At 71.5% G+C, this 14,701-nt stretch carries 12 protein-coding genes; 6 read left to right on the forward strand and 6 right to left on the reverse strand.

The window, feature by feature from the left end; translation table 11 throughout:
• On the reverse strand, positions 1-272 hold a 272-nt coding region (locus VFS34_04940), incomplete at its 3' end, for a response regulator (GenBank protein ID HET9793788.1).
• 57 nt (positions 273-329) lie between these two features.
• On the opposite strand from VFS34_04940, the gene VFS34_04945 reads away from it, so the two are divergent.
• Complete coding sequence (locus VFS34_04945; protein ID HET9793789.1) at positions 330-2,828, forward strand: hypothetical protein; 2,499 nt, start codon at positions 330-332, stop codon at positions 2,826-2,828.
• On the opposite strand, the gene VFS34_04950 is transcribed toward VFS34_04945, so the two are convergent.
• The 5 genes from VFS34_04950 to VFS34_04970 form a co-directional block, all read right to left on the reverse strand.
• Positions 2,821-3,306 (reverse strand): low affinity iron permease family protein, encoded by a 486-nt coding sequence (locus tag VFS34_04950; GenBank protein ID HET9793790.1) that lies wholly within the window; start codon positions 3,304-3,306, stop codon positions 2,821-2,823. The two genes, VFS34_04945 and VFS34_04950, sit on opposite strands and share 8 nt — an antisense overlap.
• A gap of 170 nt (positions 3,307-3,476) precedes the next feature.
• Positions 3,477-4,934, reverse strand: a complete 1,458-nt coding sequence (locus VFS34_04955) for an aldehyde dehydrogenase family protein (protein HET9793791.1) — start codon at positions 4,932-4,934, stop codon at positions 3,477-3,479.
• Positions 4,931-5,926: an MBL fold metallo-hydrolase gene (locus VFS34_04960; protein HET9793792.1), complete on the reverse strand. Its 996-nt coding sequence runs from the start codon at positions 5,924-5,926 to the stop codon at positions 4,931-4,933. Before VFS34_04960 ends, VFS34_04955 begins: the two co-directional genes overlap by 4 nt.
• A 47-nt stretch (positions 5,927-5,973) precedes the next feature.
• On the reverse strand, positions 5,974-6,639 hold the full coding sequence (locus VFS34_04965; GenBank protein ID HET9793793.1) for a gamma-glutamyl-gamma-aminobutyrate hydrolase family protein: 666 nt from the start codon (positions 6,637-6,639) through the stop codon (positions 5,974-5,976).
• Positions 6,636-7,817 (reverse strand): acetyl-CoA C-acetyltransferase, encoded by a 1,182-nt coding sequence (locus VFS34_04970; protein ID HET9793794.1) that lies wholly within the window; start codon positions 7,815-7,817, stop codon positions 6,636-6,638. The genes VFS34_04965 and VFS34_04970 overlap by 4 nt, the downstream gene beginning before the upstream one ends.
• Before the next feature lie 64 nt (positions 7,818-7,881).
• Between VFS34_04970 and VFS34_04975 the strand changes: the two genes are divergently transcribed.
• The 5 genes from VFS34_04975 to VFS34_04995 form a co-directional block, all read left to right on the forward strand.
• Positions 7,882-8,451, forward strand: a complete 570-nt coding sequence (locus tag VFS34_04975) for a MarR family winged helix-turn-helix transcriptional regulator (GenBank protein HET9793795.1) — start codon at positions 7,882-7,884, stop codon at positions 8,449-8,451.
• Positions 8,444-10,285, forward strand: coding sequence for a chloride channel protein (locus tag VFS34_04980; protein ID HET9793796.1), 1,842 nt, complete (start codon positions 8,444-8,446; stop codon positions 10,283-10,285). The genes VFS34_04975 and VFS34_04980 overlap by 8 nt, the downstream gene beginning before the upstream one ends.
• 16 nt (positions 10,286-10,301) lie before the next feature.
• Positions 10,302-12,443, forward strand: a complete 2,142-nt coding sequence (locus VFS34_04985; GenBank protein ID HET9793797.1) for a CRTAC1 family protein — start codon at positions 10,302-10,304, stop codon at positions 12,441-12,443.
• Positions 12,440-13,063, forward strand: coding sequence for a hypothetical protein (locus VFS34_04990; protein ID HET9793798.1), 624 nt, complete (start codon positions 12,440-12,442; stop codon positions 13,061-13,063). The genes VFS34_04985 and VFS34_04990 overlap by 4 nt, the downstream gene beginning before the upstream one ends.
• Positions 13,064-13,094: 31 nt before the next feature.
• A partial coding sequence (locus VFS34_04995) for a multiheme c-type cytochrome (GenBank protein ID HET9793799.1) occupies positions 13,095-14,701 on the forward strand: 1,607 nt, incomplete at its 3' end.

Raw genomic sequence — 14,701 nt, forward strand, 5'->3', positions numbered from 1 at the left:
TCGGCCGTCGCGACGATCACGGGAATCGAGGCGAGGGCGCTGTCGCGGCGCTGCTCCGACCGGAACTGCCATCCGTTCATCCCCGGCATCCGCAGATCGAGGACGATCAGGTCCGTGCGCGTCTCCGAACGCAGGTGCGAAATCCCCTGTTCGCCGGTCGCGGCGGCGACGACCTCGTATCCGTTCTGTCGGAGCAGGTCGCCCAGACCGCTGCGGAGGCGGGAATCGTCCTCGACGATCAGGATGCGGCGGGGAAGCTCTTCGATGCTCATGCGGGATCGCGATGCAAGGGCCGTGCACAGCGATCCATCCTGTAGACTCCGCCCAGCTTGACGCTCCTTCTCTGGGTCCTCTACGCCGCGGGGGCGGTGGCGATCGGAGGGGCCGCGCGCTTCGTGAAGCGCCCGATCCCGGGGCTCGCCTTCTCGGCTTTCGTGCTCCTCCCGGTCCTCCATCTCCTTCCCGGCTTCGTATCGGACAGGACGGCGATCCCCGTGCAGGACGTCCGGCTCGTCTACCCGTGGACCGTCCTTCCCGCTCCGTTCGGGAATCCTGAGCCCCCCCGGAACCCGAACTTGAACGACATCGCGCTTCAGATCGCGCCGTGGACGGAAGCCGTCCGTTCCTCCTGGAAGGGCGGAGTCGTTCCCTGGCTCGATCGCTGGAACGGCTCCGGAATGCCGCTCGCCGCCAACGGCCAGTCGGGCGCCTTCTCCCCGTTCACGCTCGCCGGCCTTCCCCTGCCGCTCGGGCGTTCGTTCACTCTCGCCGAAGCCCTCCGGCTCCTCGTCGCCCTCGCGGGGACATGGCTCTGGATCGCCGAGCTCGGCGGCTCGGGATCCGCGGCGTTCGCCGGAGCGCTCGCATTCGGTTTCTCGCTCCTCATGACGGTCTGGCTTCCGTGGCCGTTCGCGTCGGTCGTCGCGCTCTGGCCGTGGGCATTCTTCCTGCTCGAACGTCTCGACGACCCGCGCGGACGGGCGCGCTCCGCCGCGCTCCTCGTGGCGGTCCTCGTCGCGTGGGCCGTCTCGGGTCATCCGGAGAGCGCCGCGGTGGGCGCGGCGTTCGCCCTCCTCTGGACCGTCTTCCGCCTCCTCTCGCGGGGATGGTCGTCGCCGCGCGCCGTGATCGGATCCGCGGCGGTCGCCGCCGTCGTCGCGGTCGGGCTTTCCGCTCCCCTCCTCCTCCCCGAGCTCGACGCGATCCGCGCGTCGAACCGGCGCGCGAACGCGGAACGCATCCGAGCGTCCGTCGCGGCCGCCTGGCCGCCGCACGCGCCCCGGTGGAAGCCGGGGTTCGTCGTTCCGCTCTTTCCGGCGGCGTACGGCGACGCCGTGAACGCGCCGATGTTTCCTCGGGTCGGGTACTCCTTTCCGGAAGTCTCGTCCGGGTACGCCGGCGCCGCCGCCTGGATCCTCGCGTTCATGACGCTCCGTCCCGGGTCGCGCCGCCGGAAGGAGACGCTCGCGCTCGCCGCGGCGATCGCCGCGGCCGTCGCGGCGTCGACCTGGACCTGGCCGGCGGTCGAAATTCTCACGCGCGTTCCCGGCCTGGGCATCATGCTGCCCCTGCGTTTCCAGGGATGGATCCCGTTCTGCGTCGCGACCCTCGCGGCGCTGGAATTCGATCGGTGGCGGCGCGACGTCACGGCCGACCGGCGGCGGTCGCTCTGGACGACCGCCGCCGCCGCGGCGTTCGCTCTTCTCGCGGCGGGCGTCTTCCTGCGATACCGGCATGCGTACGCGGCGCTCGGGGGCCTCCGCGCGGAGGCGCTCTACTTCGGCCTGGCCGGCTCGGTCGCCGCCGCGGTCGGTGCCGCCGGCATCCTGGCGTCGCGACGGCGGCTTCGCGCCTCCACGCGGAGCCGGCTGGTCCTCGCCGCGTTTGCCGTCGGGTCGGTGGCGGAGCTCTTCGCGATCTCGCGTCCGCTCGACCGGTTCGGACGGTCCTCGGCCGTCTTCCCCGCCACCCCGCTCGTCGATTTCCTGCGGAGCCGGCCCGGGACGTTCCGCACGCTCGGCGTCGCGACCGCCCTGTTCCCGGGGTCGAACGTCTTTGCGGGCGTCGAGGACGTCCGCACGCACGACCCGCTCGAGCGCCGCGATTACGTCGAGTTCCTCGACGCGGCCGCCGGGTACCCGCCGGAGGAGTACTTCAAGACGTTCCGGAACCCCGAAGCCCCCCTGTTCGACCTCCTGAACGTCGAATACGCCGTGGCCGCTCCGGACGCCTCCCTCCCCGCGCCCCGATGGGAGCCGGTCTATTCGGGGCGCGACGGCAACGTCTTCCGGAACCGCACCGTCCGCGCCCGTGTCTGGGCGCCGCGGAGGGTCCGGATCGTCGGAAAGACGCCGGCGGGACACCCGGAGGACGCCTTCGCCGCGTTCGGGCTCGGGCCGGCCGAGCTCGTCGGCCGGATCGGAGACGGCGACGAGGCTCTCGTCGTCTCCGACGGGAAACGGCCGCTCCCGGCCAGGGACGGCGGCCCGGCGCCGGCGATCTCCGCGATCTCCTCGTCGGGCCGGTCGCTCGCCTTCACGGCGCAGCTCGAGGGCGCGGAGCCCGCGGTCGTCGTCGCGAGCGAGGTGCAGGACGGCGGCTGGCGGGCCCGGGACGAGCGGGGACCTCTGGCGACCGGGAGGGCCGACGGGCCGCTCCTCGCCGTCGCGGTCCGGCCCGGCCGCCACCGCGTGACGCTCACGTATGCGCCTCCGCATCTTCCGGCGGGACTCGCCGCCGCCGCGGCCGCGGCGCTCCTCGGCGGCGCCGCCCTCGCCGCCGCCGTCCGGCGGGAGCGAACCGCCTCCCCCGCTCGCGGGGTCACCTAGCCGCGGTCTTCTCCTTCCGCCCGCCCCTGGCCGCCATCCGCGCTTCGTGCCGCGCCGCGGCCTCCTCGATCGAGTGCGACTCCTTCAGGCTGCTGTCGTGCTTGGCGAGCTCGGCGATCCGCTGGTAGTAGTGGTGGAGCACCTTCAGCTCGTCCTCGCTCAGGTCCTCGACGTTGACGAGCCGGCTGCTCGCTCCCTCGAGTGCCGCGACGATCTCGTTCAGCTTCAGGTGGACGGCCCGGGAGTCGTTGTTCTGCGACCGCTGGATCAGGAACACCATCAAAAACGTCACGATCGTCGTGCCGGTGTTGATGACGAGCTGCCACGTGTCCGAGTAATGGAAGACGGGACCGGTCGCGCCCCACACGACGATGACGGCCGCCGCGACGATGAACGCCAGCGTGCTTCCCGTGAACCGCGTCACGGCGCGCGCGAAATTCTCGAACAGGAGACTCAGTCGATTCGGTTTGCTGCCCATGCGGATTTCCTCCGGGCTAGCCGTTGTGCAAGGGGAAGGCCATGCGCGATGCGCGTCGATCGCCGCCCCCGGGAGGAGATGTCGGCTCCGGACTCGGCGACCGAAGCGCACCGGCAAGACGTGTCGGAAGACGCCCGCCGGAACCCGGCCGTGGGTGTGGTCTGCGCCTTCTAGGTCAGATCCACCCAGACGGATTTGAGCTCCGTGTACTCCATCATCGCCTCCTCCCCGCGCTCGCGGCCGAAGCCGCTCTCCTTGTAGCCGCCGAAGGGAAGGCCCGGGTCGTACATGTTGTAGGTGTTGATCCACACGGTCCCGGCGCGGATCGCCCGCGCGACGCGGAACGCCTTCTTGACGTCGCGGGTCCAGACGGCCGCCGCGAGGCCGTAGCGCACGCGGTTCCCGAGCTCGATCGCGGCCTCGGGCGAATCGAACGTGAGCGTCGCGAGGACGGGGCCGAAGATCTCCTCCCGCGCGATCGTCATCGAGGGATCGACGCGATCGAAGACGGTCGCCTCGAAGAACGCGCCTTTGCCGCCGACGTCCCGGCGATGTCCTCCGGCCACGAGCGCCGCCCCTTCGCGGACGGCGCCCTCGACGTATCCCGCGATCGTGTCGCGCTGCCGCTCCGACACGAGCGCGCCGAGCCGCGTCTTCGGGTGCAGAGGATCGCCCGGCTCCGTCTTCTTCGCGCGGTCGACGATCTTCTCGAGGAGCGCGTCGTGCGCCGATTCCTCGACGAGCAGGCGCGAGCCCGCGGCGCAGACCTCCCCTTTTCCGTAGAAGATCCCGTTGAACGCGCCGCGCGCCGCCGCGTCGAGGTCGGCGTCCGCGAAGACGATGTTCGGCGACTTTCCGCCGAGCTCCATGGAAACGCGCTTGACGGTGCCCGCCGCGGCGCGGAGGATCTTCTTCCCCGTCTCCGTCTCTCCCGTGAACGTGATCTTGTCGATCCCGGGATGTTCCGCCATCGCGCTCCCGACGCGCTCTCCCGGGCCGGGGACGACGTTGAAGGCTCCGGGCGGCAGGCCCGCCTCCTCCAGGAGCGCGGCGAACATGAGCGCGGTCAGCGGAGTGAGGGAAGCGGGCTTCAGCACGACCGCGTTTCCGCACGCGAGCGCGGGAGCGATCTTCCACATGGCCTGGAGGAGCGGGAAGTTCCACGGCGTGATCGCCCCGACGACGCCGATCGGCTCGCGCCACGTGAAGAGGAACGCGTCGGCGCGCGACGGCAGCGTTTTCCCGGCGATCTTGTCGGCCCAGCCGCCGAAGTACGCGAGCGCCTCGGCCGCCGCCGGCATGTCGATCTTCGCCGACTCGAAGATCGGTTTTCCGTTGTCTCGCGTCTCGACCGCGCCGAATGCGTCGGCCCGCGAGGCCAGGAGGTCGGCGGCGCGGAGGAGCACCTTGCCGCGCTGCCTCGGCGTCATCTCCTTCCACGGGCCGCTCTCGACCGCCCGGCGGCCGGCCGCAACGGCCGCGTCGACGTCCTCGGGCCCCGCTTCCGCGACTTCGGCGAGGACTTCTCCCGTCGCGGGATTGGTCGTCGCGAACCGGCGGCCGGAGAGCGCGGGAACGAACCGCCCGTCGATGTAGAGATCCGCGGGGAGAACGGGAACGTCGCTCATGGTTTCCCGGGCGGAGCCGGCGCCTTCTCGGCTTTGGCCCGGTAGTAGGCGACGAGCGCCCGCATGTTCGCCTCGTGGCTCGATGCGAGTTCCGGGGGGAGCTTGTTGATCCGCAGATCCGGCTGCCCGATGCGCGTCGGAAGGAAATCGTCCTTGATCTTCTCCCGGACGATCGTCTGCGCGGCGGCAATCGCATGCTCGAGGTAATCGCGCGTCGCGGCGATCCCCTCGGGAGGGCCGATCGGGCCGTAGCCCGGGACGAGCGCCTTCGCGTTCAGGTTCCCGAGCACCGTGAGGGCCCCGAGCCAACCTTCGGGATCGATCGACTTCGAAAAGAGCGGCGGGAGGAGCACGGACTCGGCGAGATCTCCGGAGAAGAGGATCTTCTCGTCGGGGAGGAAGACCGCGAGATCGCCGGCGCTGTCGGCCGGTCCCAGGTGCCGGATGATGACGTGCCGGCCCGCGCGCGCGAGCACGAGACGCATCGAGACGCCGAGCACCGCCGACGGTGCGCCGGCTTTCGACGCGACCTCCTGGAATCCGGCGGCGAACCTCTCGTCGCAGACGATCGCGGCGCCCCGTTTCGCGAACGCTTCCACGCCTCCCGCATGCGGCCCGAAATCGTTCGTGAGGACGAGATACGAGACGGGTTTCTTTCCCGCGGTCGCCGCGATGTCGGCGAGGAGCTCCTCCGCGTCGGCGTTCGAGCGTCCCGCGTCGACCGCGACGACGGAGTCGCCGAAGAGGAACCAGCCCGCGTTCGCGCCTCCCTTCGTCATCACGGCCCAAACCCCCTCCCCCACCTTCCGGGGCTCGTGGAGCGACGGGGTCTCGGTGGAGGGCGCGGCAGCGGGGGCGCCGGCCGTCTTCGGAGCGGGAGGTTTCGCCGGGCTCTTCTCGTCCTGAGCGGGCGCGGAGACCGCGGCGAGGAGCGCGATCGCCGCCCACGCGACCGCCGCCGCGCGAATCTTTCCCGGGGAGCTCGATCTCATCGTTTCGTTCCTTTCGACCCGGAAGATCCGGCTCAAAGTTCGGGAGTCTACCCGACTCGCGTCGCTCGGCCGGCGACCGCTTCTCGAAACGTCCGGAAGAGGCGCCGCGAAACGGGATCTTCCCGGAGGTTCTCGGGGTGCCACTGGACCGCGACGATTCCCTCTCCCTCGACCGCCTCGACCACGCCGTCGGCGGACCGCGCCGTGGCCGTGAGGCCCGCGCCGAGCCGCGCGATCGCCTGGTGGTGCCGCGAGTTCACGGAGAACGTTCCGGGGGGAAGGGACGCGCCGCCCGAGACCGTCACCGCATGCGCCATCGCGTCCTTCGGGCGGCGAATCTGATGCTCGACGGGCGACGGGATCTCGGTCGGGATGTCCTGCACGAGCGTCCCTCCGCACGCGACGTTCACGATCTGCAGACCGCGGCAGATCCCGAAGATCGGAGCGCCGCGCCTCCGCGCGGAGGCGATCAGCCCGAGCTCCTGGTCGTCCCGCCGGCGATTGACCTCCCCGAGGCCCGGCCGCGCGGACTCGCCGTAGAGCGGCGGATCGACGTCCTCGCCTCCCGCGAGCACCAGCCCGTCGAATTCGAACGGCGGAAGATCCCCGGAACGCAGAACCGCGATCTCTCCGGAGGAGAAGCCGGCCGCGGCGAGCGAACCGAGGTAGTCGTCGCCGCCCGTGCCGTCTTCCAGGGTGACGACGATCCTCATCGCGCCGCCTCGAAGAGAACGGCCATCCCCATCCCTCCCGACACGCAGAGCGTCGCGATCCCGCGGCGCGCCCGCCGCCTCTTCATCTCGTGCAGGAGGGTCGTCGCGATCCGCGCCCCGGTCGCGCCGATCGGATGCCCGAGCGCGATCGCGCCGCCGTTGACGTTCACGCGCGCGCGGTCGAACCCGAGATCCCGCTCGCACGCGATCACCTGGGCGGCAAATGCCTCGTTCAGCTCGATCAGGTCGACGTCCGCGAGCGCGTGGCCGGTCTTCTCGAGGAGCCGCCGGACGGCGGGCACCGGCCCGATCCCCATGCGCGCCGGATCGACCCCCGCGGACGTCCACGCCACGATCCGCGCGAGCGGGGAGATCCGGCGGCTCTCCGCGTAATCGCGCGAGCACACGACGAGCGCCGAGGCCCCGTCGGTGATCCCGGAGGCGTTGCCCGCATGCACCGTCCCCTCCGCGGCGAAGACCGCCGGCAGCCGCGCGAGCGACTCGAGAGTCGTCTCGGGACGCGGGTGCTCGTCTTCGGAAACGACCGACTTCCCTTTTCGCGTCTCGATCTCCACGGGAACGATCTCCGCCGACATCCGGCCGTCCGCCCGGGCGGCCGCGGCCCGGCGCTGCGACTCGACCGCCCACCGATCCTGTTCGTCGCGCGAGATTCCGTATTCGCGCGCGAGGCGCTCCGCCGTTTCTCCCATGAGCTCGCCGCACAACGGACACAGGAACCCGTCGCGCGTCATCCCGTCGACGAGCTCCGCGTTTCCCATCCGGTATCCGAATCGCGCCCGGGGAAGGAGGTACGGGGTCGCCGACATGCATTCGTGCCCGCCGGCGAGCACGACCTCGTTCTCGCCCACCGCGATCGTCAGCGCGGCGAGCGTGATCGCCTTCAGGGAAGACGCGCAGGCCTTGTTGACCGTGAACGCCGGGACGGCGTCGGGAACCCCGGCCCGATGCGAGACCTGCCGCGCGGAGTTGGGGCCGCCGCCCGCCTGCCGGCCGTGCCCGAAGATCGTCTCGGTCACGTCCTCCGCCGGCACGCCGGCGCGGGCGAGGGCTCCCCGCGCCGCCGCCGTCCCGAGGTCCGCGGCCGAGAGCCCGGCGAACGCGCCGCCGAACTTCCCGATCGGCGTCCGGACGGCCGACAGGACGAGCACCTCGCGCATCCGCGGATCCTACACGAGCGGCCCTCTTGCGGCGGGGGCGCCGCTCGGATATCGTCGGAGGGAGATGTATGGGACTCCATCCAATTCGCCGGCCGGGCGCCGCGCCCGGAACGGCACGCGCGTTTCCCCGGCCGGCGCGGCGTTCCCCTCGCCCGGCGTGCGGCCGGTGCTCGACGGGATCCGCCGGCTCGTCCAGAGCCTCCGCCTGTCCGCGCGGCAGGCGCAGAATCGCGCCGGCATCTCGGGCGCGCAGCTCTTCGTCCTCCAGAAGCTCGCCGAAGCGGACGCGCAGTCGGTCAACGACCTCGCCGCGAGAACCGCGACCGACCAGAGCTCCGTCTCGGTCGTGGTCCACCGCCTCGCCGAGAGGGGGCTCGTCGAGCGCCACCCCGACGCGCGGGACCGGCGCCGGGTCCGGCTGACCCTCACGCCGCGCGGTCGCGCCCTCCTGCGCCGTTCCCCCGACTCGGCCCAGCGCCGGCTCGTCCGGGCGATCGAATCGCTGCCGCCCGCCGAACGCCGGGTGCTCGGGGCGAGCCTCGCCCGGCTCGTCTCCGGAATCGGGAAAGCGTCTCCGGCCCTCTTCTTCGAGAAGGAAGAGACCGCCGCGAAGAGCCGGGACCGGCGTGCCTGACCCGACGGCCTCGCCGGCCGGGACGAAGGGCGGCCTCGCGGTCGCGCCTTCGCTCGAAACCGCTCTCGTTTCGGCCCGCGTCCCGTCTCGGGGGCCTGCCGTCGATCGGCGCGTCATCACGCTCTCCGCCTGGGCGATCGCGCTCGGGCTGGCGGCGGGGCTCGTCGCCCGTGCGCTCGTGCTGCTGATCGGACTGATCACGAACATCGCGTTTTACGGGCGCTTCTCCTTTTCGTTCGCGTCTCCCGCGGGAAACTCCCTCGGCGCCTGGGTGATCGCCGTTCCGATCGTCGGCGGCGTGATCGTCGGGCTGATGGCGCGCTTCGGCTCGAAGGCGATCCGCGGCCACGGCATTCCCGAGGCGATGGAGCAGGTGCTCCTGAACAAGAGCCGGATTCCTCCCCGCGTGACGTTCCTGAAGCCCCTCTCGGCGGCCGTCGCCATCGGCACCGGCGGACCTTTCGGCGCGGAGGGACCGATCATCGCGACCGGAGGCGCGCTCGGGTCCCTCATCGGGCAGCTCGTCCCGACGACCGCGGTCGAAAGGAAGATCCTCCTCGCTTCCGGAGCGGCGGCGGGGATGGCGGCGACCTTCGGAAGCCCCGTCTCCGCCGTCCTTCTCGCCGTCGAGCTCCTGCTCTTCGAGTTCCGCGCCCGTTCGCTCGTTCCCGTGGCGCTGGCTTCCGCGGCGGCGACGGGCATGCGGTTCGTCCTCGTCGGATCGGCGCCCGTCTTCCCCATGCCGACGCTCTCGACGCCGAGCGGCGGCGCCCTCGCGCTCTACGTCGCGCTCGGAGCGATCGTCGGCCTCGCGGCGGTCGGCGTCACGCGGGCCGTCTACGCGGTCGAGGACGCCTTCGAGAAGCTGCCGATCCACTGGATGTGGTGGCCGGCGCTCGGCGCGGTCGCCGTCGGCGTGATCGGCTGGTTCCGGGGCGACACGATGGGGGTCGGCTACGTCAACATCGAGAACATCGTCTCCGCGAAGCTCACGCTCTCGGCGCTCGCCGCGCTCGGGATCCTGAAGTTCCTCTCCTGGGCGATCTCGCTCGGGAGCGGCACGTCGGGCGGCACGCTCGCTCCCCTGTTCACGATCGGCGGCGCGCTCGGCGCGCTCCTCGGAGCGGGCCTCGCGGTCGCGTTTCCCCGGGCGGGAATCGACGTCCGCATCGCCGCGCTCGTCGGGATGGCGGCGATCTTCGCCGGGGCCTCCCGCGCCCTGCTGACCTCGGTCGTCTTCGCCTTCGAGACGACGCTCCAGCCCCTCGGCCTGCTGCCGCTCCTCGGCGGATGCACCGCCGCGTTCCTCGTGTCGTCGCTCCTCATGCGCGAGAGCATCATGACCGAGAAGATCTCGCGGCGCGGCGTGCGGGTCCCCGCCGACTACGAGGCGGACTTCCTCGGGCAGGTCCTCGTGCGCGACGCCTGCTCGCGGGAGGTCGTCACCCTCGCCGCGGAGCAGACGCTCGATTCGGCGCGCCAATGGATCGCGGCCGGAGTGCCCGGAAGCGCGCACCAAGGCTTCCCGATCGTCGACGCGGCCGGAACGCTCCGCGGCGTCCTCACGCGCCGGAACCTCCTCGATCCGGCGGCCGACGGCGCGCGTCCTCTGGGCGGGCTGCTCGGCCGGGCTCCCGCGGCCGTCTTCGAGGACTCTTCCCTCCGGGAGGCGGCCGACCACATGGTCCGCGAGGACGTCGGGCGGCTCCCGGTGATCGACCGCTCCGGTGCTCTCGTCGGCATCATCACGCGCGGCGACCTCCTCGCCGCTCACCGCGAGCGGCTCGCGGCCGCGCACGAGCCGGAAGCGGGGATCTGGCGGGAGCGGGCCTAGTCGTACAATTTCGCCCGTGACGTTCCGGGTTCCCGTCGCGGCCGCGCTCCTCGCCGCGGCCGCCTGCGCGGTTCCTCCGGCTCTCCCCACGATCTCCGAATACACCGGCGGCGCGTCCTCGGTCGCCGCCGACGTCGACGCGCTCTTCCGCACCGGGCGCGCGGCGGCCCCGCTCGCCGGGGCCCCCGCCGCGCCGATTCGCGCGGCCGCCGAGAGCTGGCGGGAGCAGGCCGCGGAAGGCGCGACGGTCGAGACGACGATCGTCGGCTTCCCGCGCCGCCCCGAACGCTCCGCCCGGATGCGCGTCCGAGTCGTCCTCTCCGGACTCCGCCGCGGAGATCCCGCGGCGCGGGTCTTCGCGGACGAACGGTTCGCGCTCGACCTCGAGCGGGGCGAGAGCGGTTGGGCGGTCGCCGGCTGCCGCGCCGAGGGCGAGTCCGCCGTGCGGAGCGCCCGGCCGCACCTCGAGGAGGTCTCGCGCGCGTGGGGAGTCGCCGCGACCCACGAGGCGTGCGACCCGGCGGAGAAGACGAATTACTGCATCCCCGCCACGCATCACCATCCCGGCATCGTGCTCGCGGATTTCGACGGCGACGGCGCCCTCGACATCCTTCTGCCCAGCCTGCATCCGCGCCTGCTCCTCAACGACGGCCGCGGGCGGTTCCGCGACGCGACGGCGGGATCGGGGCTCGACCGGCTTCCCCCGGGGGAGGCGGCGGGCGGGATCGCCGCCGACCTCGACGGGGACGGCCGACCGGAGATCTTCCTCACCTACGCCTACTCCGCGTGCCGGCTCCTCCACAACGAGGGAGGAGGGAAATTCCGGGACGTCACGGCGGAATCGGGGCTGGCCGGTCTCTCGGGAACGTACACCTCGGCCGTCTTCTTCGACGCCGACGGCGACGGCCGGCTCGATCTCTTCGTCGCCGCCTACGGGGACGCACGGACGACCGGGCCCGCGTACTCCGGGAAGAACGGGCCCGGCAGCCGGTTCTTCCGGCAGGTCCCGCGCGGCGGAAAGCCGTTCTTCGTCGACGAAACGGAGAGCGCCGGCTTCACGGATCGCGGCTGGGCGTTCGCGGCCTCGGCGTGCGATTACGACGGCGACGGCGACGACGACCTCTACGTCGCCAACGACTTCGGGAAGAACTGCCTCTACGAGAACGTGTCGACGCCGGGAACGCCCCGGTTCCGCGAGGTCGCCGCGAAGGCGGGCGTCCTCGACGACGGCTACGGCATGGGAGTGACGTGGGGCGACTACGACAACGACGGGCGTTTCGACCTCCACGTCGCGGATTTCTCCTCTCCGTACCGGTGGCTCATCCGCTCGCCGAAGCTGCCGATGCCGCCGCTCCCGGCCGTCGTCCAGGCGGTCGCCCGGCCGATCGTCGTCCCGATGCTGCTCCGCCGCTGCCAGGGGGACGGCCTCTACCGCAATCGCGGAGACGGCACGTTCGAGCGGACGTCGGAATCCGCGGGGGTCGCCGAGGGGGGCTGGGCCTGGGGAACGGAGCTCGTCGACCTCGACGGCGACGGGCGGGAGGATCTCCTCGTCGTCAACGGCATGTGGGAGGCGGCGCCGGACGGGCGGAGCGACGAAGTGAAGTTCTGGAACGAGATGTCCGCCGAAGGCGTCGCGTTCCACGACGGCTACTGGGGAGGGATCGACTTCGGGAAGGACGGGATGGCTTCGCACTCGCGCAAGCATCTCTACCGGAACCTCGGCGGCGGGCGGTTCGAGGACGACGCGTGGCTCGAAGGATTCGACACGCGGGCCGACACGCGGGGGCTCGCCTTCGGCGACCTCGACGGCGACGGCGCGCCCGACATCGCGCTCTCGACCTTCCGCGGTCCGGTCCTCGTCTACCGGAACGGCTGGACGACGCCGCGGCGGCTGACGCTGCGGCTCGTCGGGAAATCGCCCGGAAACCGCGACGCGATCGGCGCGGTCGTTCGACTGAGCTCGGGCGGGATGGCGCAGATCCGCGAAGTCCGCGCGGGCTCGTCCTATCTGTCGTGCTCCGCGAAGGAGCTCTATTTCGGGCTCGGGACCGCCGCCGCCGCCGAAACGATCGAAGTCCGCTGGCCCGACGGGAGCCGCGAGGTGCGCCGCAACGTCGCCCCGGGCCTCCTCGTCTGGAAGGAAGGCGCGCCTTGAAGCGGGGCATCGCGCTCGTCCTCCTGCTCGCCGCGGCGCCGGCGCCGGCCGCTCCCGGGAAACAGCGCTCGTTCCGTCTCCGGCTGCGCGACCGGAGCGTGCGGGTCGTCGTCCCCGCCGTCTTCGAGCCCCTCCTGCCCGGGTCCGTCTACCCCAACCGCCGCAAGCCCGCGCCCCCGCGTCCGCTGCCGCTCGTCGTCGTCGATCGCACTCTCGCGAAGGCCGCCGGGCAGGATCTCCTGGACCGCGGCTGCATCGTGGCGGAGCTCGCGCCCTTCGATCGGGCGGGCATCGACGGGCTCCTGGCCGAGCTCCCGCGGCACGTCGACACGGCGATCGCGGAAGTCACCGTCCTCTCCGCGCGCGCCGGCGACGTGCTGTCCGACCCGAGGATCCGGGCGGCGGCGCTCTTCGATCCTCCGGACTTCCGGCCGGAGGCCGGAGCCGCGTGCGTTCCCGTCGAGCTCTTCCGCCGCACCGTCCGGGACGAACTGCCCGACCTCCCCGCGACCCGGGACTGCGTGCGCGAAAAGTGGTATCGGACGTCCGCGGGCTTTCCCCCGGAAGCCTTCCGCGACGCCGCCGAATGGCTCGCGGCCGGACCGAACCGCCGCGACTGACCCGCGCGCGCCCCGGGGTAAGATTCCTCCGATGTCCGGCGCCCCTCCGACTCCGGCCCCCAAAGGCGTCCTCCTCCCCTGGCAACGGCGGCTCTACCGGATCCTCCTCGTCCCCCTGGGCCTGATGGCGGCGGACTCGATCTACCTCCTGTCGTTCACGAAATACTCCTCGTTCTTCATGGCCATGCTCCTGCTCCATCTCGCGCTGGGGCTGCTTCTTTCGATCCCGTTCTTCGCGTTCGCCCTGACGCACGCGAAGCGGATGATCCGGATGCGGAACCTCCGGGCGAAGTACGCGGGCCTCGCGATCGCGACCCTCGCCGTGATCGTCACGACGACCGGGCTCCTGATGACGTTCAAGGGCGCGACGATCCGGAATCGGCCGATCTACCTGGCGCACGTCCTCGCCACACCCGCCGCCCTGATCGCGTTCATCCTCCACCGCCGCGCCCACACCCACCAGATGGCGTTCCGGAAGGTCGCGGCGTGGGGAGGCGCCGTCGCGGGCTTCCTGGCCGTGATGGCCGTGCTCCACCTGACGGAGAAGCCTCCCCGGCGCGTCGTCAACCGCAACGGCGACACCCAGTACTTCCTCTCCTCGGCGGAAACCTTCGACCAGGGGCTCCTCGACCCCGTGAAGCTGTCGGCGAACTCCTACTGCCAGGAATGTCATCCCGGGAGCTACGCGCGCTGGGCGAAGTCGGCCCATCACTTCAGCTCGTTCAACAACCCTTTCTACCGCCGGTCGGTCGAGTTGATGGCCGATACGGCCGGCCGGGAGAAGACGAAATGGTGCGCCGGATGCCACGACCCGGTCGTGCTCTTCTCCGGCAAGATGGGAAAGGCGACGCTCCACCGGTTCACGTACGACGACTTCGAGGCGCAGCAGGGCCTGACCTGCATGTCCTGCCACTCGATCGCGCAGATCAAGGACGTCTCCGGGAACGGGTCCTACGTCATCGAGGAATCGAAGCAGTACCCGTTCGCCTTCTCGAGGAATCCCTATCTGCACGAGGTGAACAAGCTCCTCATCCGCATGGAGCCGTCTCTCCACCGGCAGACGTTCCTGAAGCCGTTCATGCGCCAGCCGGAGTTCTGCTCGACCTGCCACAAGGTCGCGCTCCTGCCCCCCATGAACGACTACAAGTGGATGCGCGGCCAGGACCACTACGATTCGTGGCAGGACTCGGGGGTCTCGGGATTCGCCGTCCGGTCCTTCTACGATCCCCCGGCGCCGAAGGCCTGCCGCGACTGCCATCTTCCGCCCTACCCGTCGGACGAGTTCGGGAGCCGGGGCGGATTCGTGCACGACCACGCGTTTCCGGCGGCGAACACCGCGCTTCCCGCCGTGCGCGGCGACCGCGAGATGGAGCAGCTGACGGAGAAGTTCCTGAAGGGGTCGCTCACGGCCGACGTGTTCGCGATCCGCCGCGGCGACCGCGTCCTCCCGATCGGCCCGGAGCGGCCGCGCCTCGTCCCCGGGGAGACGGTCGAGGTCGAAGTGGTCGTTCGCACGCGCAAGCTCGGCCACCAGTACACCAACGGGACCGCGGACTCGAACGAGACGTGGGTCGCCTTCTCGGCCGGCGGCGCGAAGGGCCCGATCGTCGAGAGCGGCACGCTCGGCGCCGACGGAAG

This window comes from Thermoanaerobaculia bacterium (genome assembly GCA_035717485.1).
Taxonomy (GTDB): domain Bacteria; phylum Acidobacteriota; class Thermoanaerobaculia; order UBA5066; family DATFVB01; genus DATFVB01.

What these genes read in the sequence shown, in the direction of transcription:
- VFS34_04950 (HET9793790.1), bottom strand. Translation starts at nt 3,306, where the DNA reads ATGGGCAGCAAACCGAATCGACTGAGTCTCCTGTTCGAGAATTTCGCG.
- VFS34_04955 (HET9793791.1), bottom strand. Translation starts at nt 4,934, where the DNA reads ATGAGCGACGTTCCCGTTCTCCCCGCGGATCTCTACATCGACGGGCGG.
- VFS34_04960 (HET9793792.1), bottom strand. Translation starts at nt 5,926, where the DNA reads ATGAGATCGAGCTCCCCGGGAAAGATTCGCGCGGCGGCGGTCGCGTGG.
- VFS34_04965 (HET9793793.1), bottom strand. Translation starts at nt 6,639, where the DNA reads ATGAGGATCGTCGTCACCCTGGAAGACGGCACGGGCGGCGACGACTAC.
- VFS34_04970 (HET9793794.1), bottom strand. Translation starts at nt 7,817, where the DNA reads ATGCGCGAGGTGCTCGTCCTGTCGGCCGTCCGGACGCCGATCGGGAAG.
- VFS34_04975 (HET9793795.1), top strand. Translation starts at nt 7,882, where the DNA reads ATGTATGGGACTCCATCCAATTCGCCGGCCGGGCGCCGCGCCCGGAAC.